Annotated in this window: 18 protein-coding genes and 2 pseudogenes; 11 read left to right on the forward strand and 9 right to left on the reverse strand. The window is 68.9% G+C overall.

What is annotated here, in order from left to right; all coding sequences use genetic code 11:
- Nucleotides 1–319: 319 nt before the first annotated feature.
- Nucleotides 320–1,003: pseudogene (locus FNH08_RS06100) on the forward strand (hypothetical protein); the annotation flags it as partial.
- A gap of 31 nt (nt 1,004–1,034) precedes the next feature.
- Complete coding sequence (locus tag FNH08_RS51615) at nt 1,035–1,385, forward strand: DUF6087 family protein (protein ID WP_228033927.1); 351 nt, start codon at nt 1,035–1,037, stop codon at nt 1,383–1,385.
- Between the two features lie 239 nt (nt 1,386–1,624).
- Here FNH08_RS51615 and FNH08_RS06115 read toward each other — a convergent pair whose 3' ends face one another.
- On the reverse strand, nt 1,625–4,987 hold the full coding sequence (locus FNH08_RS06115) for an alpha-L-rhamnosidase-related protein (protein ID WP_228033928.1): 3,363 nt from the start codon (nt 4,985–4,987) through the stop codon (nt 1,625–1,627).
- Between the two features lie 638 nt (nt 4,988–5,625).
- Here FNH08_RS06115 and FNH08_RS06120 point away from each other — a divergent pair.
- Nucleotides 5,626–7,056: a glycoside hydrolase family 43 protein gene (locus tag FNH08_RS06120; RefSeq protein WP_152770211.1), complete on the forward strand. Its 1,431-nt coding sequence runs from the start codon at nt 5,626–5,628 to the stop codon at nt 7,054–7,056.
- A 141-nt stretch (nt 7,057–7,197) separates the two neighbouring features.
- A pseudogene (locus FNH08_RS06125) lies at nt 7,198–7,824 on the forward strand (LamG-like jellyroll fold domain-containing protein); the annotation flags it as partial.
- A 277-nt stretch (nt 7,825–8,101) separates the two neighbouring features.
- Here the strand turns inward: FNH08_RS06125 and FNH08_RS06130 are convergent.
- Entirely contained in the window at nt 8,102–11,395 is a 3,294-nt protein-coding gene (locus FNH08_RS06130; RefSeq protein ID WP_152770213.1) for a S8 family peptidase, read from the reverse strand.
- Between the two features lie 715 nt (nt 11,396–12,110).
- Nucleotides 12,111–13,121 (reverse strand): hypothetical protein, encoded by a 1,011-nt coding sequence (locus FNH08_RS06135; protein WP_194238392.1) that lies wholly within the window; start codon nt 13,119–13,121, stop codon nt 12,111–12,113.
- 115 nt (nt 13,122–13,236) lie between these two features.
- On the opposite strand from FNH08_RS06135, the gene FNH08_RS06140 reads away from it, so the two are divergent.
- Nucleotides 13,237–13,893 (forward strand): TetR/AcrR family transcriptional regulator, encoded by a 657-nt coding sequence (locus tag FNH08_RS06140; protein ID WP_322723826.1) that lies wholly within the window; start codon nt 13,237–13,239, stop codon nt 13,891–13,893.
- A gap of 324 nt (nt 13,894–14,217) precedes the next feature.
- Here FNH08_RS06140 and FNH08_RS06145 read toward each other — a convergent pair whose 3' ends face one another.
- The 3 genes from FNH08_RS06145 to FNH08_RS06160 all read right to left on the reverse strand — a co-directional run bounded on the left by FNH08_RS06145 (nt 14,218) and on the right by FNH08_RS06160 (nt 16,016).
- Nucleotides 14,218–14,661, reverse strand: a complete 444-nt coding sequence (locus FNH08_RS06145) for a PIN domain-containing protein (protein WP_322723827.1) — start codon at nt 14,659–14,661, stop codon at nt 14,218–14,220.
- Nucleotides 14,658–14,924: a ribbon-helix-helix domain-containing protein gene (locus FNH08_RS06150; RefSeq protein ID WP_152770215.1), complete on the reverse strand. Its 267-nt coding sequence runs from the start codon at nt 14,922–14,924 to the stop codon at nt 14,658–14,660. Before FNH08_RS06150 ends, FNH08_RS06145 begins: the two co-directional genes overlap by 4 nt.
- A 681-nt stretch (nt 14,925–15,605) precedes the next feature.
- Nucleotides 15,606–16,016, reverse strand: coding sequence for a VOC family protein (locus FNH08_RS06160; RefSeq protein WP_152770216.1), 411 nt, complete (start codon nt 16,014–16,016; stop codon nt 15,606–15,608).
- Between the two features lie 438 nt (nt 16,017–16,454).
- Between FNH08_RS06160 and FNH08_RS06165 the strand changes: the two genes are divergently transcribed.
- Entirely contained in the window at nt 16,455–17,288 is an 834-nt protein-coding gene (locus FNH08_RS06165) for a PIG-L family deacetylase (RefSeq protein ID WP_152770217.1), read from the forward strand.
- A gap of 378 nt (nt 17,289–17,666) precedes the next feature.
- On the opposite strand, the gene FNH08_RS06170 is transcribed toward FNH08_RS06165, so the two are convergent.
- Complete coding sequence (locus FNH08_RS06170) at nt 17,667–18,404, reverse strand: flavodoxin family protein (protein ID WP_194238390.1); 738 nt, start codon at nt 18,402–18,404, stop codon at nt 17,667–17,669.
- Nucleotides 18,405–19,007: 603 nt separating this feature from the next.
- Between FNH08_RS06170 and FNH08_RS06175 the strand changes: the two genes are divergently transcribed.
- Nucleotides 19,008–20,627, forward strand: a complete 1,620-nt coding sequence (locus tag FNH08_RS06175) for an MFS transporter (protein WP_322723833.1) — start codon at nt 19,008–19,010, stop codon at nt 20,625–20,627.
- A 133-nt stretch (nt 20,628–20,760) separates the two neighbouring features.
- Here the strand turns inward: FNH08_RS06175 and FNH08_RS06180 are convergent, their stop codons facing one another.
- The gene (locus tag FNH08_RS06180; protein ID WP_322723829.1) at nt 20,761–21,735 is read right to left on the reverse strand and encodes an SGNH/GDSL hydrolase family protein; all 975 of its coding nucleotides are present in this window, start codon (nt 21,733–21,735) and stop codon (nt 20,761–20,763) included.
- Between the two features lie 509 nt (nt 21,736–22,244).
- Here FNH08_RS06180 and FNH08_RS06185 point away from each other — a divergent pair.
- The 4 genes from FNH08_RS06185 (at nt 22,245) to FNH08_RS06210 (ending at nt 24,707) form a co-directional block, all read left to right on the forward strand.
- On the forward strand, nt 22,245–22,559 hold the full coding sequence (locus FNH08_RS06185) for a winged helix-turn-helix transcriptional regulator (RefSeq protein ID WP_152770218.1): 315 nt from the start codon (nt 22,245–22,247) through the stop codon (nt 22,557–22,559).
- 1 nt (nt 22,560) lies between these two features.
- Nucleotides 22,561–22,995, forward strand: a complete 435-nt coding sequence (locus FNH08_RS06190; RefSeq protein WP_322723831.1) for a PaaI family thioesterase — start codon at nt 22,561–22,563, stop codon at nt 22,993–22,995.
- Between the two features lie 522 nt (nt 22,996–23,517).
- A complete protein-coding gene (locus FNH08_RS06205; protein ID WP_152770219.1) occupies nt 23,518–24,468 on the forward strand; it encodes a MerR family transcriptional regulator in 951 nt (316 codons plus the stop codon).
- Between the two features lie 17 nt (nt 24,469–24,485).
- Nucleotides 24,486–24,707, forward strand: coding sequence for a hypothetical protein (locus FNH08_RS06210; protein ID WP_322723832.1), 222 nt, complete (start codon nt 24,486–24,488; stop codon nt 24,705–24,707).
- A 24-nt stretch (nt 24,708–24,731) separates the two neighbouring features.
- Here the strand turns inward: FNH08_RS06210 and FNH08_RS51635 are convergent.
- Nucleotides 24,732–25,076 (reverse strand): hypothetical protein (locus tag FNH08_RS51635; RefSeq protein WP_228033929.1); only part of this gene is annotated, 345 nt, incomplete at its 5' end.

The raw sequence follows: 25,076 nt of genomic DNA on the forward strand, positions 1-25,076 counted from the left end.
CCACCTGCCGGGCACGGGCCTGCAGCGCCCGCACCCTGGCGCCCTGCGACAGCTGGTTCTCAACCCGGAGGCACCGGGGCGTAGTACCGACGCCGTCGATCGCGGCGGGGCCCGGTCACCGGCCTACGGAACGAGCCTCGCCCCGGCCGGTGACCGCACTACCTGAATGCGCAGGCAACATCGACTGTGTGCGCCCCGCTGAGGCGGCGTCCGAGCCACCTCTCCACCGGAGAGACGGCGCTGTCGACCGGCCTGGGCCGAGGCCGTGCCCAATCCGTGCCCGTAAGGATGAATCCGTGCAGGTCAGCAGCCATGCAGCAGCTGGCGGGGAAGCCTGCAGACCCCGAGCCGATGTGCCGAGCTGGGCTCGGTGCGGTCCATGTACTACCGGCGTCCCTCCGGGTTCGCGTTCCTCCACCTCGACAGGCAGGACGAGCGGTTCGCCGTCGCGCAGGCCCGCTACGGGCTGGGCGTCATCCTCACCACGCCGCGCGGCTGGATGCGTTCCCTCGGCCTGGTCAAGCTCATCGTCACCCGAGACAGCGCGAGCGGCTGGTTCAGCGAGGGCGACCCGAGCTTCATGATCGCCCGCCAGCAGGACGCACCGGAGAGCCTCGGAACGATCCCGGGACCCGACGACGGAACAGAGAGGAAAGCAACCCACGGGCCAGACATCCTCACCAGCTCGGGGCCGGCGTTCATGACGCAGCTCGCGATGCCGGAGGCCCGCTTCTTCGCCATGCCGGTCGACGGCGGCCCGGACAGCACGTTCGTGCTGGACAGCGGCACCGATTCCCTCGCCGTCCTCGCTCCCAAAGACAGCGGCTGGCACGTTCGCCAGGGCGGACCCCGCCGCCTCCGGGACGCGGCCGAGTCCGCTGTGGCCACCTGGGAAGAGTACGGGTCGCCGAGCACCGCCGCGTTCGGCCTGACGATCTCCCACGATGCGCAGGTCGTCTGGCTCGGGAGCCCGAACGGCCCTCAGCGGCCGCTACCCTCCTGAGACACTGATCGCTGACGCGAGGAACGCAAGGATGGACGACGGACCGCTGAAGGACTGGGCGGAACGCCGTGACGCGAAGATCGGCGGTCTGCGCGCCGTGCCCATGGTCTCCGGCGATGGCCCGCGGGCATCGCATCTGCAGCCGGATGCACCCCGCGCCATCGAGCGAGGGAACGGACACGCGTGGGAGCCGCACGGCTTCGCCGCCAACCCGGCCGAGGCCAAGGCCGTCCTGTACCCGGAGGCCAGGGAGCCTCGAATCCGCCTTATGGCCCGGTGCCGAAGCCACTCGGCTCCGGCACCGGCAAGCACCGTAAGCCTCCGGCGCCCAGGTCGGACAGTGGTGGTCGGGGGCGGTCGTGATCAGCGCCACCGAGCCTGAGGATCTTGTGGAGGCGAGGCGGCGGGGCGCTCTGCGGTAGGGCGGGCGTTGGCTGCCCGCGCTCGCGGGCCCGAGGCATAGCGCTCGCCGAGCTGGCGGATGCGCCAGGTCAGGGCTCGGGCGGGGCTGCGGGCGCCGGCCGAGGGGTGCTCCGTACAGAGGTTTGCTGTTCGCGAGGGCTGCCCGCTCCGGCGCGTGGGTGTGTGCCGGAGCGGGCGGGCCACTGTGGCTGTGGCGTGTTACTTGATACCGATCTCGGCCAGTTGCAGGCGGTACTTGGTGCTCTCGTCGGAAGCCGGGGTGCCGAGTTTGGTCGCCGTCAGGCGCAGATAGCGGCCGGTGGTGGAGGTGAGGGTGTAGGTCTGGGCGGCTCCGCTCGGGTTGGACTGGCCGGTGACGGTACGGGCGGTGGTGTGAGTGCTGGATCCGTCGGCGCGGGTCTGCAGCGTGAAGTCGACGGGGAAGTTCGCCGAGCCGCCGCCGGCTCCACCGGCGTCGGTGCGCGGGTGCAGGGTGACGGAGCCGATGGACCGGTCGGCGCCGAGGTCGACCTCGATCCACACGGGTGTGTCGCTGACGTCGGCGGAGGCGAAGTCGATGCTGGTGAAGCCCTTGGCACCGGTCACGCTGGTGGTGGTGCCCTCCAGGACCCGGGTCTTGCCCCAGTCGCTGTTCTCCAGCGTGCAGTTGGCCTTCACGGTCGTCGCGGCGGTCGGAACGGTGAGTTCGGCGAGCTGCAGACGGAACTTGGCGGACTCGTCGGACGCGGGGGCGCCGAGCTTGGTGGCCTGCAGGCGCACGTAGCGGGCGGTGATGGTCTTGAATCCGTACGTCTGCACCAGCCCCTGGGGGTTCGCCTGGCCGGTGACGGTGCGGACGGTGGTGTAAGTGCTGGATCCGTCGGGGCGGGTCTGGATCGTGAAGTCGACGGGGAAGCCCGCGGTTCCGCCCCCGGCCGCCAGGGTGTCGGTGCGGGGGAAGAGGCGTACGGCGTCGAGGTCGGTGTCGGCTCCGAGGTCGATCTCCACCCAGACGGGGTTCGCGCTGACGTCGGCGGAGGTGAACTCGTTGCTGGTGTAGCCCCTGGCGCCGCTCACGCTGGTGAGCTTGCCGTCGGTGAGCCGGTTCCTGCCCCAGCTGCTGTTCTCCAGGCCGTTGTTGCTGGTGACCGGCCGGCCCAGGGCGAGGTTGTCGAGGCGTCCGGTGCCTGTGGCCGTGAACGTCCAGGTGCCCGGCTGGACCTTGAAGTAGACGTACGAGGAGTCCTTGCCGTCATAGCTGAGACCGCTGACGCTGCCCGTGGAGGAGCCGCCGGTGAAGACCGTCGTGCCGTTCGCCTTGATGACCGGCTGGGAGCCGCCGTAGGTGGGCACACCGACGCGTGCTGTCGTCCCGCTCGGCGAGGTGAGCGTCAGGGTCGCCTGGGTTCCGTCGCGGGTGATGCCGAAGCGGATGTCGCCCTGGACGGTGGGCGTCACGGTGTTGATCTTCGTGAGGGTGCCGGTCTGCGGGATCACCTCGTACGTCTCCCAGCCCGCCGTGGTGGGGCGCACACCCGCGGCGTAGGCGGACAGGGCGTACAGCGGGCCGCCGTTCCAGGCGTGGTTGTCGGTGCCTTGCGACTTGATCCACACCTCCCACAGGGTGTGGCAGGCGGGGTCGGTGACCTGCGCGGCGAAGCGGTTGCGCATCCGCTCCTCGGCGACCGTGGCCGCGCCCATGAGGTACAGCGCCTCCAGGACGTAGAACTCCATGTAGGGGCTGGCGTTGAGGTGGGTGCGCAGCACGTTGGTGATCGCCGGGTAGTGGCTGGGGGCGGCCAGGCCCGCGACGACGGCGAGGGCGTTGCCCCGGTCGTCGGCGTCGCCGTTGTAGCCGGGGGAGCGGTACTCGTTCTTCGTGGAGTTCCACAGCAGGGTGTCGAAGTTGGCCTTGATGCTGGCGCGCTGGGCCTGCCAGCCGGCGACGTCGCCGGTGTTGCCGCTGAGGGTCGCCAGCTTGGCGGCGGTGTCCAGGGCCAGGTAGTACCAGCAGTTGTTCAGGACACGGGTGTCGATGTTGCTGCCCCAGTCCTGCCAGTCCCAGTCACCGGCACGGTGGGCCACCAGACCGTCGCTGCCCAGGCCCCACAGGTCCAGGTACTTCTTCACCGCCGGGTAGGCGCCGGTGACCGTGCTCGTGTCGCCGGTGTAGAGGTGGAACGTCCAGAACGACCACACCGAGGCGAGCATCTGGTTGGGCAGCTCGGCGGTCCAGATGGTCGAGGGCATCGGGGAGTAGAGCGCCCCGGTGTCCTTCTGCCAGGAAGCCAGCTGCGCGATGGCCTTCTTGCCGAGGGCGTGGGAGTTGGTGTCGAAGGTGTAGAAACCTTCCTTCAGCTGGTTGACCACGTCGCCCCACCACTGGGCACGTTCGCGGGTCGGGCAGTCCATGTAGTTGTCCCGCATGTTGACGTACATGGTGCGGGCGGCCTTGGTCCACACGGTGTCGAGGAAGGCGTCGCTGCTGGTGAACGACCCGTCGAAGTCGGTGTCGTAACCGGACTCCCGGTACTTGAGGTCCAGGATCGTCACGCCCGCCGGGATGGTGTACCGCACGGCCGTGCCGCTCATCCAGCCCAGCGCCTCGAACTCCTGGACCCCGCCGGCGCAGACGTAGGTGGCGCGGACGTTGTAGATGGTGGCCTGGTCGATGCCCACCAGACCCTTGCCGTCGTCGTAGTGGTCGGTCTGGATGCCGATCACCGCGCCGGCCGGAGCGTCGACCTTCAGGTACGGCGTGACCTGGATGTTGGACGGCAGGGTGGCCGAGATCGCGGTGGAGCCCTGGCCGGTGGCTGGGAGCGAGGCGTCGTTGGTGTAGGACTTCAGGCCGGAGTAGCGGAACTGCGGGATCGGCCGCTCGACGAGGCCGTTCCAGGGAGCGGCGCCGGCGGCGCCGAAGTCGGTGGGGGCGCTCCAGGCGCTGTCGTCGAAGCCGGACGACTGCCAGTCGGCCATGGCGGCGGCGTTGCGGGCGTCGTAGTAGACGTTCGATTCCGGCAGCCGGAAGTTGACCTGGGTGCCACTGGTGTTGTTCGAGTAGCCGGGGTGGACCTTGTGCTTCCATCCGGTGTCGCTGACCAGCCGGGTGGTGGTGGAACCGGTCTCGATGTCGGACTGGAACAGCAGACCGCCCTTGCCGCTGCTGCTGTGCGAGAAGCCCTGCTTGCCGAAGTACCGCACCAGCAGCGCCACCGTGTTGGTGCCGCTGGTCAGGTAGGGGGCGAGGTCGATCTCGTCGTAGTAGGTGTCCGTACGGTTCGGGCCGCGCTTGAGGCCGCCCTCGAAGATGACGAGGGTGCCGTTGATCCACAGCCAGTACTTGGAGTCGGCCGCGATCTGCGTCACGGCCTTCGAGGGCGCGGAGCTCAGGGTGAACGATCTGCGGAAGGCCACCCACTGGTTCGTCGAACTGGACGGCGCCCAGATCCACTTCGCGGTCCACGAGACCGCCGCGGACGCCGCGGGCGCGAGCCCGGGCAGCATCACGGAACCCAGAGTGGGGGCCAGGGCCACGGCTATGGCCGAGCGCAGAATGTTGCGGCGCGTCACATCGTGCATCGCGGGCTCCTAGGAGATGTGCGGAGAGGGCGGCAAACGCGTCGGCAGCCCGGGGTCGTGAAGGGGCGGAATTGTTGCTTCCGAGATTCTGAAACGTTTCATTCGTGTGTTTGCAGGCGCGATCCTGACCTCGGCGCAGGCGTCGTGTCAATGGCCGTGCAACCGGATTCTCCGCGAGCGGCCCGAGTGATGCCGGAAGGCCTGCGCAGCTCAAGGGAGTGGAGCGCGGAGGGTTCCACCGCGGTGAGCGGTCAGGTGCGGGGGCTCGGGGATCGAACCGGCCAGTTCCATTGACGTACTCTCGGCCGACATTTATCTTCTGCACGAACTTGCGAACAGTGTTCGGTTTTTCGAACCATGGCTGTCAGAAGGGGCAGCCCGTGTTGCGCGCCCGTCACCGTCGCACTCCTGTGACAGCTCTGTCGGCCCTCTCCGCTGTCTCGTCACCCGGCCCGCCATCGCGGGGTTCCGGTCGCTGCAGCGCCCACGCGAAAACCGCGACGCCTCGGCCGCTGACCACGCAGCACGCGACGTTCCACCCGCACGGAGCCGGTACCTCCCAAACGGCACGGACGCCGGGCCTCACCCTCCACCTCACCTGCACCTGATCACGGCACTGCACTAGAACAGGAACGCATATGCCCGCGGTTCTCTCCCGGCTGGCAGCGATATTCGTCGCCGCCTGCCTGCTCTTCACCGCCCAAGTCGTGACCACACCCCAGCGGGCCGCCGCCGCCGACCCGGGGTACCTGATGACGCACTTCATCGGGGAGGGATCGACCGGTCAGCAGATGTACTTCTCGTACAGCGCGGACGGTCTGAACTGGACCGATCTCAACGGCGGCGGGATGACCCTGCGGTCCACGGTGGGTACGCGCGGGGTGCGCGACCCCGCCCTGGTCCGCTCGCCCGACGGCAGCAAGTACTGGATCATCGCGACCGACCTGTGCATCGGCTGCGGCCAGTCGTGGGGGGACTCCACCTCCAACGGCAGCCGCAACCTCGTGGTGTGGGAGTCGCGTGACCTGGTCACCTGGTCTCAGCCGTGGCTGCTCAACGTCGCCGGCGCCATCCCCGACGGGCGCAACGCCTGGGCCCCTGAGGCGATCTGGGACCCGGCCACCAACGACTACGTCATGTACTGGGCGACCAACGCCACCCTCAACGGCGTGCTGAAGCACCGCATCTACTACGCCCGCACCTCCGACTTCCACTCCATCACGACCCCGCAGCTCTACATCGACCGCCCCGGCACGCAGGGCATCATCGACACCCAGATCGTCGAGGTCCCCTCCGGCGTCGGCAACTACCGCTACGTACGGGCCTCGGGCGACGGACAGATCACGCTCGAGGGCAGCAACTCGATCCTCGGCACCTGGACAAACATCGGCAACCTCTCCGGCATCGGTCTGACCGGCTCCCAGGTCGAGGGCCCGATGTGGATGAAGTTCCGCGACCGCAACGAGTGGACCCTCTACCTCGACCAGTACGCGGCCGGAAAGGGATACATGCCGGTCGCGGCGACCAACCCGTCCGCCATCGGCACCTACCACCTCCCGACGTCGGGCACCTACTCCATGGGCGGCACCAAGAAGCGCCACGGCTCGATCCTGAACCTGACGGCCGCCGAGGACGCCCGGATCCAGGCGCGCTGGGCCAACGTCCCGGCCAAGCGGCTGCAGTCCTTCAACTTCCAGGACCGCTACGTGCGGCACAGCAACTTCGACGTCCGCATCGACCAGAACGTCACCAACGACGACGCCAGGTTCCGGCCGCGCCCCGGCCTGGCCGGCTCCGGCACCGTCTCCTTCGAGTCGGTCAACTTCCCCGGCTACTACCTGCGCAGCGACGGATCCGACTTCCAGCTCGTGCACAACGACGGCACCACCCAGTTCGCCGAGGACGCCACCTTCCGGCAGGTCGCCGGACTCGCCGACTCGACCTGGTCGTCGTTCCAGTCGTACAACCACCCCGACCGGTACATCCGCCACTATGCGTTCCAGCTGAAGCTCGAAACGATCACCACCGCGACGGGACGCAGCGACGCCACCTTCCGTCTGACGAGCTGACCCGACCGGGATGCCGGCGCCCTCGGGCGCCCCCCCTGCCGCCCGCCCTCGAGAGGGAAAGGCGCCGGCATCCCACCCGCGAGCGCAACACGACACCAGATGCGTCCCCCTCCTCAGGCATGTCTTCAGGGGATGTGAACCATGCACAGCGTGAGACCTCAGGGCCTCCGGAGATTTTGGCCGGGCGCTCCGGCCTGGGCGGGGGCCGCCGTGGCCGTCGCCTCACTCCTCATGGGCCTTGCCGGCCCGGCGGCCCCCGCGCAGGCGGCGGAGATCACCGATGGCCTGGCTCTCTGGTACAAACTCGACGCCACCTCGGGCACCGTGGCGGTGGACTCCTCGGGCCACGGCAGGAACGGCACCGTCAACGGCACCGCGGGCTGGTCGGGCAACGGACAGGGGCTGACGTTCAACGGGTCCGACACCTACGTCAAGGTGCCGGACAACATCATGAGCGGCATGAACGCGATCACCGTCTCGATGGACGTGCAGATCGACGCCGCCCAGGCCACGCCGTACTTCCTCTACGGTTTCGGCAACACCGCGAGCAGCGGCGCCGGCAACGGGTACCTGTTCACCACCGGCAACTCGTTCAGGACCGCGATCGCCTCCGGGAACTCGTCCACCGAGCAGAACACCCGGACCTCCGCCGCGCTGCAGCGCTCGGTCTGGAAGCACGTCACCTACACCCAGACCGGCACCACGGGCGCCCTCTACGAGGACGGCGTGGAGAAGGCCCGTAACACGTCGGTCACCCTCACCCCCGGTTTCCCCGGCGTCGATCGCGTCGTACCAGGCCGACTGCAGTTTCGGATCGCGGAGCAGCCGGACCAGGCCGGAGGTGTCGAGCAGGTAGATCACCCGCTGTTCTTCTCTGCCCGGTGCAGGCGCTCGGCGTCCTCGACAGCACCCCACTCACGCGCACGCTCGAAGTGGCGGCTGATACGCGCGGCACGCTCCTGCTGCCATCTGTACAGGTCAGAGCCGTAGAGCGGCGTGGCGATGAGCCCCCGGGCCCAAGGCCTGGGGGCTCATCGCGTGGAGGTCAGCCGACAGTGTAGGTGTACGGGATTCCGGTGATTTCGGAGCCGTTCGAGATGCCCATCGCGGTCTCGGTGTCCACGTAGAGGATTCCGTGGACGACCGTGCCGACGGGGGCCGTCGGGGCGAGGGTGAAGGTCATCGTGCCTGTCTTGCCGGCGGCGACGGAGAGCGGCGCGTAGTCCGCGCTGAGGTCCCAGAACTGACCGGTCGAGGCCTGGGCCGCGGGGTCGACGGGCTGGGTGGTGGCGGTCACGGTCACCTTGGCGGTGCCCTTGGGCGCGGTGGAGTCCTTGAACGGACCGGGCGCCGAGACGCCCACGGACCATGTCCCCGCGGCCAGTTGGTCGGCTTCGGCCGTGGCCACCACCGATCCGTCGGGGCCCGGTGCGCCCAGGAACTCGGGTGCGCCGGTCCAGGGATAGATCGACGCGTCCACGGGGATGTCCGCGGTGACCGCGGCCCTCAGGGCCGTGGTGTGTGTGGGAACCCACCAGGAGGGGCTGTCGCCGTTCACGGGGACCGTGGTCTTGCCGTCGACCTCCGGGAGGACGACGTCGGCCGAGCCGGCCAGTCGCGGGTCGAGGAAGTAGGACCGGGCCGCCGGTCCCGGGTTGGGCACCCGCACCGCGACCGCGAGCTTGCTCCCCTGCTTGATGACGTGTGCCGGGCTGTTCGGGAGGCCTGGCGCTGTGGCGGTCACGGCGTCGAGGCGGACCCTGCCGGTGACCTGTTCGCCGATCTGCTGTCCGCTGACGGCGCCGGGTACGACGACGATCAGCGTCCAGCGTCCCGCGGCGGGCCGGTCGACGGTCAGGCTCGCGTACTTGGTGGGGGTCGTCCCCTTGGCGCCGGTCCGGTTGGCGTCGCGCGCGAGGATCTGCTGCTGGGGGCTGACCAGGTAGTAGTTCAGCTCGGTGCCGGCGACCTGCGCGGTCAGGTCGACCGTCAGGTTGCGCCGGCCCGCCGGTACGTCGAGGTAGTAGCCGTTGGTCTGGCCGGCACCGCGGCCGACGCCGCCGGTGATGTGGGTGGTGAACGAGGTGCTGTGTCCCTGCGCGGGGTCGATCGGGACCAGCGTCCGCCGGGCCACCGGCAGCGACAGGTGCGTCCCGGTGTCCGAGGCGAACTGCAGCGAGAACGGCGTGTCACCCGCCGTACGGGGAAGCGGCACGGTCACGGGAAAGTCGGCCGTGCCGCCCGCCGGGACGGTCCTGGTCTGTGCGGGCACGCCCGCCGAGGTCCAGCGGTGTCCGGTGACCTGGATGTGCAGGGGGCCGCGGTAGCTGCCGGGCTTCATGTTCTCCCACTGCAGACCGTCCATGCCGAAGCTCCAGATCACCTTGACGGTCCAGGTGCCGGGAGCCGGGTCGCGCACGTCGACGTACTGGTGGTTGCTGTGCCCGCCGCCGCCGTAGTCGTAGCCGACCTGTACCAGCCGGCCCTTCGGGTCGAACACGGCCGGGATGAGGTAGCCGGACTTGTCCTTGCCGGGCCAGGCCATGGTCACGTCCATGAAGGGGGTGCCCTTCGGGACGCTGACCGTGAACGGCTTGACGGCGAGCCGGCCCTGGGGGGTGTCGCCCAGCGGATTGCCGACGGTGGCGGTGTGCGCGGAGCGGAAGGTCGTCGAGCCGGCGGTGCGGGAGGTCATGGTGACCTTCTGGGGCCGGTCGGCGGTGTTGGTCAGCGTCACGGTGGTGTGCTGGGCGGCGCCGGGGCGTCCGGAGATGTCCAGCTGGGCGGCCGAGGGGACGAGGGACGTGCTGTCCGCGGCCCCGCCGGTCGTGTCGAGGGCCCGGGCCGCCCGGACGGCGACGTCGGTGTTCAGCAGTCCGGCGCCCTGCTCGTCGGCGGGGGTGCCCAGGTCGGTAGCCGTGCCGGTGAGGAGCCGCTTGACCAGGCCGGGCGTGGGGCGTACCCCGTCGTGGGTGCTCTCGTACGCCTGGATGACGTCGGCCGCCGCGCCCGCCACGAAGGGGGCCGACTGGCTGGTGCCGCCGAAGATCTGGGTCGGCAGTGAGCAGCCCGTCCAGCGCGGGCCGGGGGTGCAGGCGGCCATGTCGTAGGCGCCCGGGGCCACCAGGTCGACCAGCTTGTTGCCGGGCGTGGTGCCGCCGGAGGAGAGTGCGGCGATGTTGTCGCTGGTCCAGCCGGGGTATCCGTACCCCCGGGCCATCAGCCGGGTGGCGGTGGAGGCGCCGACGCCGATCACCTGCGGGTCGCTGGCCGGGGAGCCGACGGTGCCGGAGACACCGGAGTCCCCCGAGGAGACCACGACGGTGGTCCCGGCGGCGACGGCCGCCCGGTCGGCCAGCCGGATCGGGTCGGTGTCCGGGTCCGGGTAGTAGTTGGCCCCGAAGGACTGGCTGAGCACGTCGGCGTGGTGCTCGACGGCGTACTCGATGGCCTGGACGAACCCGGAGGTGTAAGCGGCGCTCTTCCCGCCGAAGACCTGAAGGCTCATCAGCTCCGCGTCCGGCGCGAAGCCCCGGACGCGGAAGGTGCAGCCCCCCGGCACTTTGGTGGCGTAGGGCAGTTGCTTGGCCATGTCGTACGTGCGGCTGCCCTGTGCGGCGAGGGCACTGGCGTCACCGAAGGCCTCTTCACCGTCGGTGTTCCCGTTCGTGCCCTCGCCGGTGAAGTCCTGGAAGTCGGTGATCACATGACTGCCGTCGGGGCGGACGAACTCCGGGTTGTCGACGTCGACTCCGTCGGCCATGAAGGCGACCTTCACGCCCTTGCCGGTGGCCAGCTTCTGGGCGGCGTCGGTCTTCGTCAGCGAGAGCCCCTCCGGTTCGACAACCGGGTGCTTCGGGTCCTTGGGGCAGGCGGTGGTGGTCGTGCCGGTGGACGAGCGTGCCGCGCCGGTGCCCGCGGCGGTCCGGAGCCGGGGCGGCCGTATCGGCAGGTCGGGCACGACGGCGGCCACCTGCCGGTCGTCGCGTATGCGGGATATCGCCGAGGGCTTCACCGTCGCGGCGACGGCGTTGAGCAGACCCATCCGGGCGATGTGTGTGGCGCCGTTGTCCTTGAGCAGTGACAGGATCGGTCCCTGGTCACCGGCCACCGCCTTGTCGCGCCGCGCGGTGTTCGTCCTGGGTGACAACTCCGGGTGCTGGTCGCGCATCAGGACAATGACACGCTGTGCGCCGCCGGAGGCGGGGCTCGCGTCGGCCACCGGCCCGGTGGCGGGGGCGGCCGCGGTGGGGGCGGCGCCCAGGGCCAGAACGCTCAGCAGGAGCGACCCGGTGAGAGCAACTCGCCCGCCGGGCAATCCTCTTCTTCTGTTGTGCATGCAAGTCTCCGCTGGGAGTGGGGGGTTGGGCCGTCCATGAACAGCCGCCCGTCGATCTTGGCGCTCACAGCGGAGGCATATCCTTTTGTGTGGCTAAACAGTTGTCGATCTTCTGGAAAATCAGGGGACCGCGCCACCTCGATCGCCGTCATCGGTGCGACGTAGGAGCCGGGGGGAGCGGGCCCGACACGGCTCGCACACCGGCAGGCGAGCCACGAGGCCGACCGGCATCGGCTGTTCTGAGCACACGCGATGGTGCCCTCGGCTGGACGCCTGGTCGAACCCGGCCGATCGGGCAGGATGGGGGCGGGTTGGCTGGTCTTGTCGTTGGCCGCGGGCATGGCGAGCAGGGCGAGGGCCGCCATGGGTCGCCATGGGTCGCCATCCGCGTCGGAACGGCGAACCAGTCGGCCTGCACGTACAGGTCCCGGTCGATGAGGGCGTGGCCTCGCTCGGTCGCGTAGGCGCGTTCGAGCAGGAAATGCAGGCGATACGGCCGGCCCAGGCCGACTGCCTCCGCGATCGACCAGGTTGCCCGCAACGCCCGGCATCAGTGTCCCGCGCAGGTACAACACGCCGTTGGCCCGCAGGTCGCGGCGGCGGTGGACCGGCGCGAGGTCTGCGGCGAGCTCGGCGAATACCGCTTCCATCTGCTGGGGATCTGGACTGCGCCGCAGTGCAGCTGCCGAGCCGTGGTCACCGTGCGCGGGGCCTGTCACCTCCGATACCGCTGGGCCACTGCCGCGAAGGCGGCCTTGGGTTCCCATTCCATGTCGGGGTAGGTCTGCCCCCGGCGCCCTTCGAGGAGTTTGACGATGCCCAGGCCGGCCCGGTCCAAGTCGTCCCTGGGGTCGCCGTCCGGGCGGTGCGGGTAGCCGGGCAAGGCGAACAAGAACACGAACGCGCTGTCCACCCCCTCGGTCTCGAAGATCTCCAGCAGTTCGCTCAGATACGCGGCCTGGCCGGCCTCGTCGCGCTCGTATATGCCGTTCAGCCGTACAGGGACCTTGGTCTGTGGGTCGTGCTCGACCACTTCCAGCACCCGCCCACCACGGTCTCCCGCGCCGCGGTAGGCCGAAGTGCCGAACCCGGTGATGGCGAGCGGCTTCGGGCCTTGGGCCAGGGTGTGCACCGCGTCCCGGAACCGGTCGGCGACCTCGGCGGAGCGGATCAGCTCGAACGTCACAATGTCGAAGGGAGTCCAGTCGACCTGCTCGAACTGGATGGATGCGTAGGTGAGTTCGCCCTGGAAGCGCTCGCGGACCGTGGCCGCGGCGTCGCGGAGGAATGTGTTCATGCGCGCGCCGAGTTCGCGCATCGCTTCGGCCCGCCGCTCGGGCCGGCTCATCAGCTGCTCGACCCGTTCCTCGGGGCTTTCTCCGGGCAGGAACCCGCGGTTCATCACGCTCAGCTCGACCCCTGCGACGAACACGACTGTGGCCCCCTGCTGCCGGAGCCGTTCCGCTCGCGCGGCGCAGTCGCGGAAGAGCGTGAGGATCTGCTCCGGATCCAACTCCAGCGGATAGGGCGAGAACCAGACCTCCAGGCCGAGCTCGGCGGCGGCACCGGCGGCCAGCTCCAGCCGGTCCGGGTTGCCGCCGATGATCTGGACCGCGTTGCAGTGGAGGTCGTCGCGGATGATGGCGAGCTCGCGCCGGACCACCGCGGGGGCGAAGTGCTCGCGGGATATCCGGCCGTGCGCGACGAATCCCGTGTCGTAGGTCATTCCTCTTGCTCGCATGGTGACGTCCCCTCTGTCGGCCTCGGGCGGGTCGAGACTACAGACAAAATGCGTGCACGCAAGTTTGCGCGCACGCAGTCCTGCGTGGGACGCTGACGCCGTGACGACACCACCACCAGGACTGCGGGAGCGGAAGAAGCAGGCCACACGCGAGGCGCTACGCGAGGCGGCCCTGCGCCTGGCCGTTGAGCACGGACCGGACCAGGTGCGGGTCGAGGACATCGCCGAGGCGGCCGGGGTCTCGCCACGCACCTACAACAACTACTTCGCCAGCCGCGAGCAGGCGATTGTCTCCGCTGTTTCCGCGGACCGGGAGGCGCGGATCGCGGCGGCGGTCGCGGCCCGGCCCGCAGGAGTGCGCCTGGCTGACGCCATCGCTGAAGCAGTGGTCGAGCAGTACACGAACACCGGGGAGCACGAACACGAGGCCCTGCTGCTGATCACCACCCGGACCGCGCTTCGCGACGCATTCCTCGATACCACCGCAGGCATCGAGGCCCCTCTCACGGCGGTGATTGCCGAACGCATAGGTGACGTCGGAGCGCACGCAGCCCGCGTTCTCGCGGCAAGCGTCGCCGCGGCGGTTCGCATCGCACTGGAAGGCTGGCTCCAGCCGACCGGAAACGCAGAGGCCGCCGGGGGTTTCGGTACCGGAGGACTGGTCGTGCCCTCCGGCTCACTGCCCGATCGGCTCCGCGCAGCACTGGCCCCGCTCACGCCCGCGTTCGACGCCGCCGAGCAACGCACGCAGCCGTGAAGACGACCCAACCGATCCGGAACATGCCGATGCACTCGGCCCTCGCCATCCGGTCAGCCGGTCAGCCGGTCAGCCGGTCAGCCGGTACAACGTAGGTGACGGCGTGTCAGGTCGCGACGTACGACTGGAGCAATAGGCGTCGGCCGGCTTCCGGTGGGCCTGTGCTGGTGGTGCTTCGTAGTGCGCTCACAGCCTTCCCACATGAGAGACCCTCATCAGCCTGCTGTTCCCTCGGCGAGGCTGATCGGCGTCTCCGTGCGCCACTGAGACGACGGCCGCTGAAGTGCTTTCCGCCAGCCAGGACTTCGACATCGGAAGCCCGTGTCAGAGCGGCAGGTCGTCGGGCAGGACCCGAAATGCCTTATGGCGGCCCAATGGACGTACGGCCCGGAAATCGCGGCGGTCGAGGGTGAGGATCGCGTCGGTGTCGTAGTCGGCCGCAAGCGCCACATTCACCGCATCGGCAAGGTCCAGGTCCAACGCGCGATAGCGAACGCGGACAGACTGGGCGGCTCCCAGGTGGTCCTCCGTGATCTCCGGCATGATGACGCGGCCTCGGCCCATCCAGCGCCGGACGTCGTCGACCGCGCTGAGGGCGGCCTCCCGCCCAAGCTCACGCGTAGCGACATGGTCGAGTTCGGCCAGCAGGAGCGGAGACATGACCAGGAGACCTGCGGACATGATCCCTTCGTTCGCTGCCCCGTGCTCCGGGTGCGTCGAGTCAAGGGCGGCCAGGAGACCGGACGTGTCGGCAATGACGATTATCACGCGGCGGTTCCGCCACCCGGGTCGGCCTCACGTCGGACCGCGTCTGCGACCGTGTCACGGACCTCGGCCTTGGACGGCGTACGCCCCGGCCCCTCGAAGGTGCGGGAGAACAGTGGCTCGTCCCAGACGCGGTTCGCCATGGCCGCGAGATGGATCCCCTGTCGGATGATCTCAGCCTCGCTTATCCCTCGACGTTTGGCGGCCTCCTTGATGATCGCCAGGTCCTCGGGGTCGGCGTAGACGTTGGTGCGCTTCATGGACATGTACCAACAGTAGTCCATGTACCGGATTGGTGTATTCGCCGCCATGCGAAGCGGTCGGCTGACAGCCTTACCGCCCCAGCACCACTTGAGCACCACTTGTGAGTCCGATGCGCTGTTTCCTGCTTGGCCCACCGTCTCGGGGACTACGGTCCTCTGCGCGCCCCTCTATCGAGAGGAATTGCGCCAGTCCCGACGTCACCCGCCATTCTCCGACCTTCCACCCATCTCACCCGAGGCACCCGAGGGTATGACCGCACCAGAGATCGACTACGAGCGCAACAAGGCCGCATGGCTCAAAGACCAGCCACCGGTGAAGCTCGACCCCCAGGCTGCACGGCTCACTACGCGAAGACCTGCGCCACCTCCTCATCAGCAGCCGTCCAGAGCAGTACGACGCGCCCTTGTGGCGCATCGCCGCCACCGGCACCTCCACCCAGGGAGAACCCAAGGCATGAGCGCATTCAGCAGCGACGTCAGTCTGGACACCGTGCGCGACGTGACCGGCAACGGCGCGGAAGTCGATGCGGCCACCAACCTGTTGACCGGTGACGTCAGACTGTCGATCCTCTGGACGCAAGAAATCCTGCTGTCTCGCGGCCCGATCAAGAACATGCCTCCGGCGGAGGATCGGCCGGCACCGGGATGGAGGGGAGAGTGGTGGGTGAGGATGTGGGCGGCCAATCAGTCGCGCTTGGGCCAGATCGGGCCCTGGTCGGTCCAGATGACGCCCTTGTTGCGGCACAGGCAGAAGGGGTGGCCGGTCGGGTCGGTGTAGACCTGCCAGCCGTAGCCGTTGGGGCCGATGAAGTCCTGCCTCAGCGTCGCGCCGAGGTCGAGGACGCGGCGCTGCTCGGACTCGATCTCGTCCACTTCGAAGTCGAGGTGGAACTGCTTGGGGTGCTCGCTGTCGGGCCACTGCGGAGCGCGGTAGTCGTCCACCCGGATGAATGCCAGCTCGATCTCGCCGAACTGGATGCCGGCCCAGTCCTCGGAGCTGCCTTCCTTGATCGGACGGCCCGTCACCTCGGAGTAGAATGCCGCCAGCTTCATCGTGTCCGGGCAGTCGATAATGAAATCGGTGAGTCGCAGCATCCCGCGATCTTGTCACGATCTCACACCCGACTTCGAGGTGGAGCTTCTTCGCGCGAGCTCTGCGAGCTGCGACCGTCTACGAGTAGCCCGTGGCGCGCGCCGGACACAAAGACCGGACGACCGCGCCATTGTCTGGTCCAATTTGGGGCAGCGTGCCGTCTGTGTGCCCTGAGCCAGCCGGATCCGGCGTGGCGCTGGGACATGCAGGTCGCGCCTGTGCCTCGTCGCGTTGAAACGCCGACGTCTGGAAGGCCAGGTGACCGCGCCGGGAACAGCCGGTCCGGCCGGCGCGGTTGCATCGACCGAGGGGCCGGCGCCGCACGGGCGGGGAACACGGAGACCACAAGGTCGTCAGCCCCACCAGGATCCGGGCCCCAGGATCGCGGTACGCCCGCCGCGCACTCGGACCAGGATGTATTTCTGCAGGAGGACTGTTTCATGACTGACCGGCCCTTGACGCTCATGGCGGTACACGCCCACCCCGACGACGAGGCCACCGGAACCGGAGGGGTCCTCGCGCGGTACGCGGCGGAAGGCATCCGCACGGTTCTCGTGACGTGTACCGACGGCGGTTGCGGTGACGGACCGGGGGGTGTCAAGCCGGGCGATCCCGGGCACGATCCGGCGGCGGTCGCCCTGATGCGCCGTCAAGAACTCGAGGCGAGCCGTGACGTCCTGAAGATCAGCGATCTGGAGATGCTGGACTATGCCGACTCCGGGATGATGGGCTGGCCGAGCAACGACGCCCCCGGATCCTTCTGGCAGACCCCCGTGGAGGAAGGCGCGGCCCGACTCGCGGAACTCATGCGGCACTACCGACCTGATGTGGTCGTCACCTACGACGAGAACGGCTTCTACGGCCACCCCGACCACATCCAGGCCCACCGCATCACGATGGCGGCGCTGGAGATGACCGCGCTGACACCGAAGGTGTACTGGACCACGATGCCCCGCTCGATGATGCAGCGGTTCGGGGAGATCATGCGCGAGTTTCATCCGGACATGCCGGAGCCGGATCCTGCCGAGGCCGCCGCGATGGCCGAGATCGGCCTCCCCGACGATGAGATCACCACGTGGGTGGACACCACCGCGTTCAGCGGCCAGAAGTTCGACGCGCTGGCCGCACACGCCAGTCAGGGCGAGAACATCTTCTTCCTCAAGATGGGCCAGGAGAGGTTCGGCGAGTTGATGGGCATGGAGACCTTCGTACGCGTCCAGGACGCCACCGGCGCGGCCATACCCGAGAACGATCTCTTCGCCGGACTGCGCTGATCCACCCGCCCGACCGGCCTGCCGGGAAGGCGCATCGATCGCACGGCGCCTTGTCCGGCCTTGTGGCGGAGATCACCGGATGAGGTGCCGATGATCCGCGGGGCCCGCTCGTCGTTCGCACGGTGGGCGGGCTCTGGCCTGCTCAGAAGGGTTCGCCCCGCCGCGGGCGGTCTTCAACGGACCGAGCGCGCTGGGCACCAGGTCGGCCATCGACCGCAGTTCGGTCGCGGCGTCATCGATGACCACCTGGTCGGCAAGGTGCGAAGCAACCGGCCGACGGGCAGGTTGTCGTGACCAGTGAGGGCCGGCTACCAGCGAAGGTCCGCACAGCCTGCGCGGAAGAGATGACGGAAGTCCTACGCCTCTGGCGCGAGGGCCTCAGCGGTGTTCGGGGTTGGCCGCGTCGGCACGGCAGCCGGCGTCCCACGCGGAGCGCTGGTTGCCGTGGGCGGGGACGCCGCCCGAGCGCTTGAGCAGGGCAGCCAGGTGCATGAGGTTCCAGGTCATGAAGGCGGTGTTGCGGTTGGTGAAGTCGTTGTCCGGGCCGCCCGAGTCCGGGTCGAGGTACGACGGTCCGGGGCCGGCCGCGCCGATCCAGCCGGCGTCGGCCTGCGGCGGGATCGTGTAGCCGAGGTGCTGGAGGCTGTAGAGGACGTTCATCGCGCAGTGCTTGACGCCGTCCTCGTTTCCGGTGATCAGACAGCCTCCGACGCGGCCGTAGTAGGCGTACTGGCCCTGGGAGTTGAGCAGTGAGGAGCCGGCGTAGAGCCGTTCGATGACCTTCTTGGTGACGGAGCTGTTGTCGCCCAGCCAGATCGGGCCGGCCAGGACCAGGATGTCCGCCGCCATCACCTGCTCGTACAACGCGGGCCACTCGTCGGCCGCGAAGCCGTGCTCGGTCATGTCCGGATACACACCGGGGGCGATGTCGTGGTCGACGGCCCGGATCTGGGATGTGGTGACCCCGCGCTCCATCATGACCGCCGCGCTCATGTCGATCAGTCCCTGGGTGTGGCTGAGCTGCGGGGACGGCTTGAGCGTGCAGTTGATGAACAGGGCGGTGAGGTCGTCGAAGCGGTAGGAGTCGTTCGCGGACGGGGATGGCGACGTTGCCATGACGGTCTCCCTGAGCGGCGATGAGGGGCGCGTACGGCAGCGTCTCGCGGAGGTGCCGTTCTGTCCCCTTCCGACGCGCCTTCGACGTCCTACGGAGTGATGACATGCCGGGCGGGTCACGGGGCGCGGCACCGCCACGGACCCAGCGTGGCCGTATGCGTGTACTGATCACCGGCGGTGCCGGGTTCAGCGGCGGGCGAAGACGCGGCGGGCTCGGCGTACGGTCGGCGGTCGGCATATGGCACGGCGGGAGGTGGGGAACGGATCGTCGTGTCGGCCATCCCGGCGGGTTCCTGTCGGGGGACCACCGATGACAGCGGCCGCACGAGGTGCTGCTTGCCGAGCTCAACACGGCGGCACAGCCGGACCGGTCTCGCTGCGTGGTCGGCTGCGTGATCGGCTGCGTGGTCGACTCCTCCCGCGTCGGGGCACCGAGCCCCACCGGCACGAACGCCGTCCGGCACCGTCCCTTCCCCCGTGGCGGGTGAGGCGCGGGGCGAGTACTTCGGATGCGATGGGGGTGGCGGCAGGGCACGCGCCGACCGCTGCCCGGCCGACTCCACCAACGTCCCGGGCCAGGACCGACTCGGCGAGGTGGACACCGTGAAGCACTGGCGGGCTCTGATCGTCCTGGGTACCGCGCAGTTCCTGATGGTCCTGGACACCTCCGTCATGAACGTCTCCATCAGCCAACTGGTCGAGGACTTCGACACGGAGGTCACCGCCATCCAGGCCGTCATCACGCTGTACGCGCTGGTCATGGCCGCCTTCATGATCGTCGGCGGGAGGCTCGGGGACATCCTGGGACGTCGCCGTATGTTTCTCGTCGGGCTCGTCGTCTACGCGACGGGATCGGCCCTGACCGCCGTGGCCCCCACCTTGTGGGTCCTCGCGCTGGGCTGGTCCGTCATCGAAGGACTCGGAGCTGCCATGGTGCTGCCGGCCATGGCAGCTCTCGTCGCGGAGTCGTACCGGGGGAGGGACCGGGCCGTCGCCTACGGCGTCATCGGCGGGCTCGCCGGCGCCGGGATCGCGGTCGGCCCGCTGCTGGGCGGCTGGGTGACGACGTACCTCACATGGCGGCTGGTGTTCGCGGGTGAGGTCGTGGTCGTCGTGGCCGTCCTGTGCTGCCACCGGGTGATCGCGCGGTCCCCCCGGACCGGTCCACGCCCCCACCTGGACGGCGTCGGTGCCGTGCTCTCGGCGGCCGGGCTGGGCCTCGGCGTGCTCGGGGTGCTGCAGAGCAGCACCTGGGGGTGGGTGCAGCCCCGCAACCCTCCCTTCACCGTCCTCGGCTTCGCCCCCACACTGTTCGTCGTCGGCGCCGGGGTGGCCCTCCTGGCCGTCTTCCGGTACTGGGAGCGGCGGCGGGACCGCCAGGGCGCCGACCCCCTCGTACATCTGTCGCTGCTGGGCAGGCCCGTGCTGCGATCCGGCCTGATGACGCTGCTGAGCCAGAACCTGATCCTGCTCGGGCTGTTCTTCACCATCCCGCTGTACCTGCAGGTGGTGCAGGGTTTCGACGCCTTCGAGACAGGGCTGCGCCTGCTCCCGGTGTCCGTCACGATGCTCGTGACCTCCCTGGGCGCGTCTTCGCTGGGCAGGGTGGTGGGGCCGCGCCGGGTGGTCCGGCTGGCCCTGGTGACCCTGACGGCGGCCATCGTGTGGCTGCTGGCCACCATCGACCCCGTCCTCGACGACGCGCAGTTCGCCGGCGCCATGGCGCTGCTGGGCGTGGGCGTCGGCCTGCTCGCCTCGCAGCTCGGCAACGTCGTCCAGTCCAGCGCCGCCGAGAAGGAACGCAGCGAGGTCGGGGGGCTCCAGTTCACGGCACAGAACCTGGGCTCCGCGCTGGGGACCGCGCTCATCGGGTCGATCCTCATCGGTGCGCTGGCCCACGCCTTCACCACGCAGGTGGCGGACGATCCGCGCCTGTCCGAGGAGACCCGTACGCAGGTCGGTGTCGCTCTCGAATCCGGGGTCACCTTCGTGGCCACCGAGCAGGTGCGCGCGGCGGCCGAGCGGGCCGGGCTGCCACCGTCCGAGGTCGACGCCGTCACGGACTCGTACGCCTCGGCGCAGCTCGACGGCCTCAAGGCGGCGATCCTCGCCACCGGCGGCGTCACTCTCGCCAGTTTCCTGGTCACACCGCACCTGCCGACCGGCCGGGAGAGCCGCTCACGGCAGCCGGACTCCGATGCTCCGTCCGAAGCGGTCGGATAGACCACATCTGGACCACAGCGAGTCGAAGCGCCGGCTATGGATCGATGGCACGGGCTCAAGGACGGAATTGCCTCCGTGCCGGGGGGGCGGAGGCAACTCGGTGGTGGATCGAGGGTGGGGTGCCGTGTGCGGGTCAGTCCTTCGGGGCGATGGCGTTCAGGATCGCCGAGGTGACGTGGTCGGCGGCGTTGCGGTGGCCCTTGGCGTTGGGGTGTACGAAGGCCAGCCGGTCGTCGCCGTCGAAGATGCCCTCGACCCACTTGCCGGCATCACAGACGCTGTGCTTCTCGGAGGAGTCGTAGAGGTTGACGAAGGTGGCGGTGTCCTGGGTGCCGACGGACTTCTCGATGGCCTTGTTGAGGGGTTCCAGGACGTCCTGACGCAGCCAGTCGAGGTCCCCCTGGGTGATCGAGAGGAACTGGTGGATGTCGTTGTACCGGCACTTGGAGGTGTCCCTGGGGATGACCGTGGGGTAGCCGACGGCCAGGATCTTGGCGTGCGGGCCCTTCTCGTGGAGCTTGGCGAGCATCTGGTCGTAGTCGCGGCTCACCGTCTTCAGCTTGCCGGGGATGGAGGCGGCCAGTTCGTCCTTGCACGGGGTGCCCACGCCGCCGCTGCCCGAGCCCAGTTCCAGGCACTTGACGAGGATGTCGGCGAACCCGAGGGTGTTGCCGCCCACGCCTACGGTGATCACGTCGGTGCCGGACTTCACCTCATCGGACTGGGGAGGCACCGGGGGGAAGGGGTAGTCCGGGTCCTCGGAGAAGGGCGGCAGGTGACGGCCGATCGGCTCCTGGGCTCTGAAGGTGACGTTCTCGATCGTGGCGGCGCCGCAGCTGACGTTGGTCAGCTCGATCAGCGAGCCGAGGTCCCGGTCGATGACCTGCGGGTAGGACTGGTCGGTGCGCTCGCAGCCGTCGCGGGGGACTTCGAAGGTGTCGCCGGCGGCCTGGATGACCCCGGCGGTGTAGGAGTCGCCCAGGGCGACCCACTCGTAGGACGCCGCGGCGGCGGGCTGCGCCCCGGCGAGTTGTGCGGGAGCGAGGGCGCCGGCGGTGAGAGCCGCGGCCGAGCCGAGCAGGGCCAGATGAGTGCGGAACCTTGCCACGAATCCTCCAGGGATACGGTTTTGGCGTCACTTTGACCCTAGGAGGCTCGTTACTAAATGCACTAGATCGAATACGGACGGTCACATTCGGTGGAGTCCGAGGGTGCAGTCGCTCGCGGCAGGCGCGTTCTGGAATGGTTGATTCCGCATCCGGATCATCCACTTCCGAGGTTTGACCAGCCCTGCACGATATGCGTGCTTCATGTAGCGGCCTCGACCGTCTTGGCCCGCGTTGCGGCCGTCACCGCATGTCTCATTCGTGATCACCGACAGCCTGGGCCGGACGGCCGTCGCCCGCGCCCGATCCCGTTGCCTGCCCTCTGAACTCGCCCGAGGGCGTGGATCTGTCCGGTGCGCCGCCCCATCGAATGGCGTCGTCTCTCACCACCCCGTCAGGCCGCGCCGGCAGTTCCCGCAATCGCCACAGTTGATCTGCGAGGGAACAACAACGACATGTCCCACCCAGACCAGGGCTCCCGGTCCGCGGCTCCACCAGCGGCCGCCCGATCATGGCGGCGCTGGACCTGTTCGGGCGGCGCTGGAACCTGCGCATCATCTGGGAGCCGCATCAGGGCCCCACAGGCTTTCGCCCCCTGCAGCAGCGCTGCGACGGCATGTCCTCCAGCGTCCCGCGCCAGCGCCTCGTCGAACTCACCCAGGCGGGCCTCGTCGCGCAACAGGACAACAGCAGCTACACCCTCACCGCCCTCGGCGAGAACGCCTACCGCGCCCTCAGCCCCCTCAACCGCTGGGCCGAGAACTGGGCCGAGGCCCTCGCAGAGCAGAGCACCAGCCCCCAGGCGACCACGGAAAACGAGGTGTGATGTGACCGACGCTCCGAATCTGGCCCTCGCGCAAAAGGTACTGGCGGCCCAGCCCTTCAGTAACCTGCTCGGCGCCCGCCTGGTGGCCTTCACGGAGGGCGAGGCGACGCTGGAGCTGGACATCCGCGACGACCTGCGCCAGCAGAACGGCTTCCTGCACGGCGGCGTACTCGCCTACGCGGCGGACAACACGCTGACCTTCGCCGCCGGCACTGTCATCGACGCGAAGCTGCTCACCGCCGGGTTCACCATCGACTACCTGCGCCCCGCCGACGGCGCCCTGCTGCGGGCCCACGCACAGGTCGTACGGGCGGGCCGTTCCCGTGTCGTGTGCTGCCGCTGCGACCTCTCCGTCGTGGACAGCGCGGGGGTAGAGACCCTGTGCACGGTGGCACAGGGAACCATCGCCGTCCCCGAACCCTCACAGGGAACCTGATCCGACGCTCGGTCGCAGCGGGCGGTACGCCTTGGCCACAACCGCTTTGGCGCTCGTCGTTCGCGGACGCGAGGAGCGGTGATCTCGTCCAGGTCGAGCGTGCCGAAGGCTGGGAAGGGAGAGCGCCAGTCACCGCGGCTGAGGTATGGCTCCACCTGGGCGAGCCATACCTCAGCGTCCTTCTTGGTCTCGTAGGTCTCGGGCGCGCGAACTCGCTCACCATCCCGGAGTCGATCGATCTCCTGGACGTAGGCCCAAGGACATCGATCCGATCAGCTCGGCCTGGAGTGGCACCCCTCCTAGTCAACCGGGTTGCTCACGGCCACAGCCCGAGGCGTACGCGGCACCTGCGAGATGCGAGACGAAACCCTGAGCCGCAACCAGCTGGCCCGCGCCATCACGGCGACCACCACTCTGGACCAGCCGGAACCGCGGAGTCACCACCGTCATGCTCCCGCAAGAGGAGCCCAGGGCACGGGCATCGGTTGAGTCTCCCGTGGGGGGAGACCTCAAGCTGGGTGCATGGACAGCGACACCCTCTATTCCATCGGAGAACTATCCCGCCGGACCGGTCTGTCGGTGAAGACCATCCGGTTCTACTCCGACAAGGGCATCGTCCCGCCAACCGACCGGAGCTCGGCGGGCTACCGGCTCTACGGCCCCGACGCGCTCGCACGCCTGGAACTGGCCCGCACGTTGCGCGATCTCGGGCTCGACCTGACGACCGTGCGCAAGGTGCTGGACCGGGAGGCGTCCATACCGGAAGTCACCGAAGCACACGCCGACGCCCTGGACGTACAGATCCAGACCCTTCGCCTGCGCCGGGCAGTACTACGAGCTGTCGCCAGACGCGGCCCGTCCACCATGGAGATGGACCTCATGCACCGACTCGCCATGCTCTCGCAAGTCGAACGTCGCCGACTGGTGGCTGACTTCATCGACGAAACCTTCCAAGACCTGCATGCGAACCCCGAGTTCGTGACCCTGATGCGCTCCGCCATACCTGAGCTCCCCGACGATCCCACCCCCGAACAGGTCGAAGCCTGGGTAGAACTCGCCGAGCTCTGCCAGAACGCGGACTTCCGTGCCGCGTTACGCCGCATAGCCCAGGACCAGGCAAAAGAGCCTTCCCAGCAGGACGTCAGCGGTCTGCACGACGGTCTCAACCAGGCGATGCGTGAACGTATCGACGAAGCAGTATCCGCCGGCCTCTTCCCGGCCTCCGCGAAAACCGCACCCCTTGCCTCCTCACTGGGCAGCCTGTACGGCCATGCATTCGAGCGCGCTGACGACGGGGGTCTGCGTCGCTGGATCGTCGCCCGCCTGCAGGCAACCGCCGACCCACACGCCGAGCGCTACTGGCAGCTCCTGGCGACAATCAATGGGTGGCCCGCATCACCAGCTCTCGCCCCCGTTTACACCTGGTTCACCACCGTTCTCGGGGACGCTTCTGCCGTGGCAGCGACGTCTTGAGCCCCGGAGGACATCACGTGAAGTACGACGTCTTACAGGTCCTCGGTATGGCTCTCCTCGTTCTTGGGGGGCAGGGAGCGATCCGCCAACTCGTCCACCACGACGACACCGGACTACTTGGCCGGCTGCCAGGCGGATTCGCAGCCGGCATCACCGTCTACGTTGTCGCCGTCGCCGTCGGCGCGGTTGTTGCGGGCTGGGCCCGCAACAAAGCGAAGGCTGTCAGGCTCAGGAGCTGACGGGTCTGCTGATGAGGGCACGCCTCAGACACGCCGGGACCGGACAGCCCTGTGCACGTTTACGACCCTGGAAGAACCGGTCACCGCGAAGGGCATGTCGCGCGGAACCAGAAGCTTCAGGGCACTGATGAGGCAGAGCGCGAACAGGCTCTGCACGACGAGCACGATCCCCAGCGAGACCAAGACCTTCTTCACCGTGCGCACGCCCTTTGGCCCGGGTCGGCCAGGCGCCACCAGCCGCAGGGGGTCTGTACGGTGGATGGTGTAACTCCCAAGCTGGAAGCGACAGTTGATGACTGACGTGACGAGTGACACCGAGGCCGGGAAGGCCGCTGTGAGTGGGACGGGCGCCGTGGACGACGGGCTGGT

This window comes from Streptomyces spongiae, assembly GCF_009377185.1.
Lineage (GTDB): Bacteria > Actinomycetota > Actinomycetes > Streptomycetales > Streptomycetaceae > Streptomyces > Streptomyces spongiae.

Excerpts from the sequence above, each read along its gene's own strand:
- FNH08_RS06165 (WP_152770217.1), top strand. The coding sequence starts at position 16,455 with ATGACTGACCGGCCCTTGACGCTCATGGCGGTACACGCCCACCCCGAC.
- FNH08_RS06185 (WP_152770218.1), top strand. The coding sequence starts at position 22,245 with ATGGCGGCGCTGGACCTGTTCGGGCGGCGCTGGAACCTGCGCATCATC.
- FNH08_RS06120 (WP_152770211.1), top strand. The coding sequence starts at position 5,626 with ATGCCCGCGGTTCTCTCCCGGCTGGCAGCGATATTCGTCGCCGCCTGC.
- FNH08_RS06135 (WP_194238392.1), bottom strand. The coding sequence starts at position 13,121 with ATGACCTACGACACGGGATTCGTCGCGCACGGCCGGATATCCCGCGAG.
- FNH08_RS06130 (WP_152770213.1), bottom strand. The coding sequence starts at position 11,395 with ATGCACAACAGAAGAAGAGGATTGCCCGGCGGGCGAGTTGCTCTCACC.
- FNH08_RS06150 (WP_152770215.1), bottom strand. The coding sequence starts at position 14,924 with ATGTCCATGAAGCGCACCAACGTCTACGCCGACCCCGAGGACCTGGCG.
- FNH08_RS06160 (WP_152770216.1), bottom strand. The coding sequence starts at position 16,016 with ATGCTGCGACTCACCGATTTCATTATCGACTGCCCGGACACGATGAAG.
- FNH08_RS06205 (WP_152770219.1), top strand. The coding sequence starts at position 23,518 with ATGGACAGCGACACCCTCTATTCCATCGGAGAACTATCCCGCCGGACC.
- FNH08_RS06115 (WP_228033928.1), bottom strand. The coding sequence starts at position 4,987 with ATGCACGATGTGACGCGCCGCAACATTCTGCGCTCGGCCATAGCCGTG.
- FNH08_RS06170 (WP_194238390.1), bottom strand. The coding sequence starts at position 18,404 with ATGGCAACGTCGCCATCCCCGTCCGCGAACGACTCCTACCGCTTCGAC.
- FNH08_RS51615 (WP_228033927.1), top strand. The coding sequence starts at position 1,035 with ATGGACGACGGACCGCTGAAGGACTGGGCGGAACGCCGTGACGCGAAG.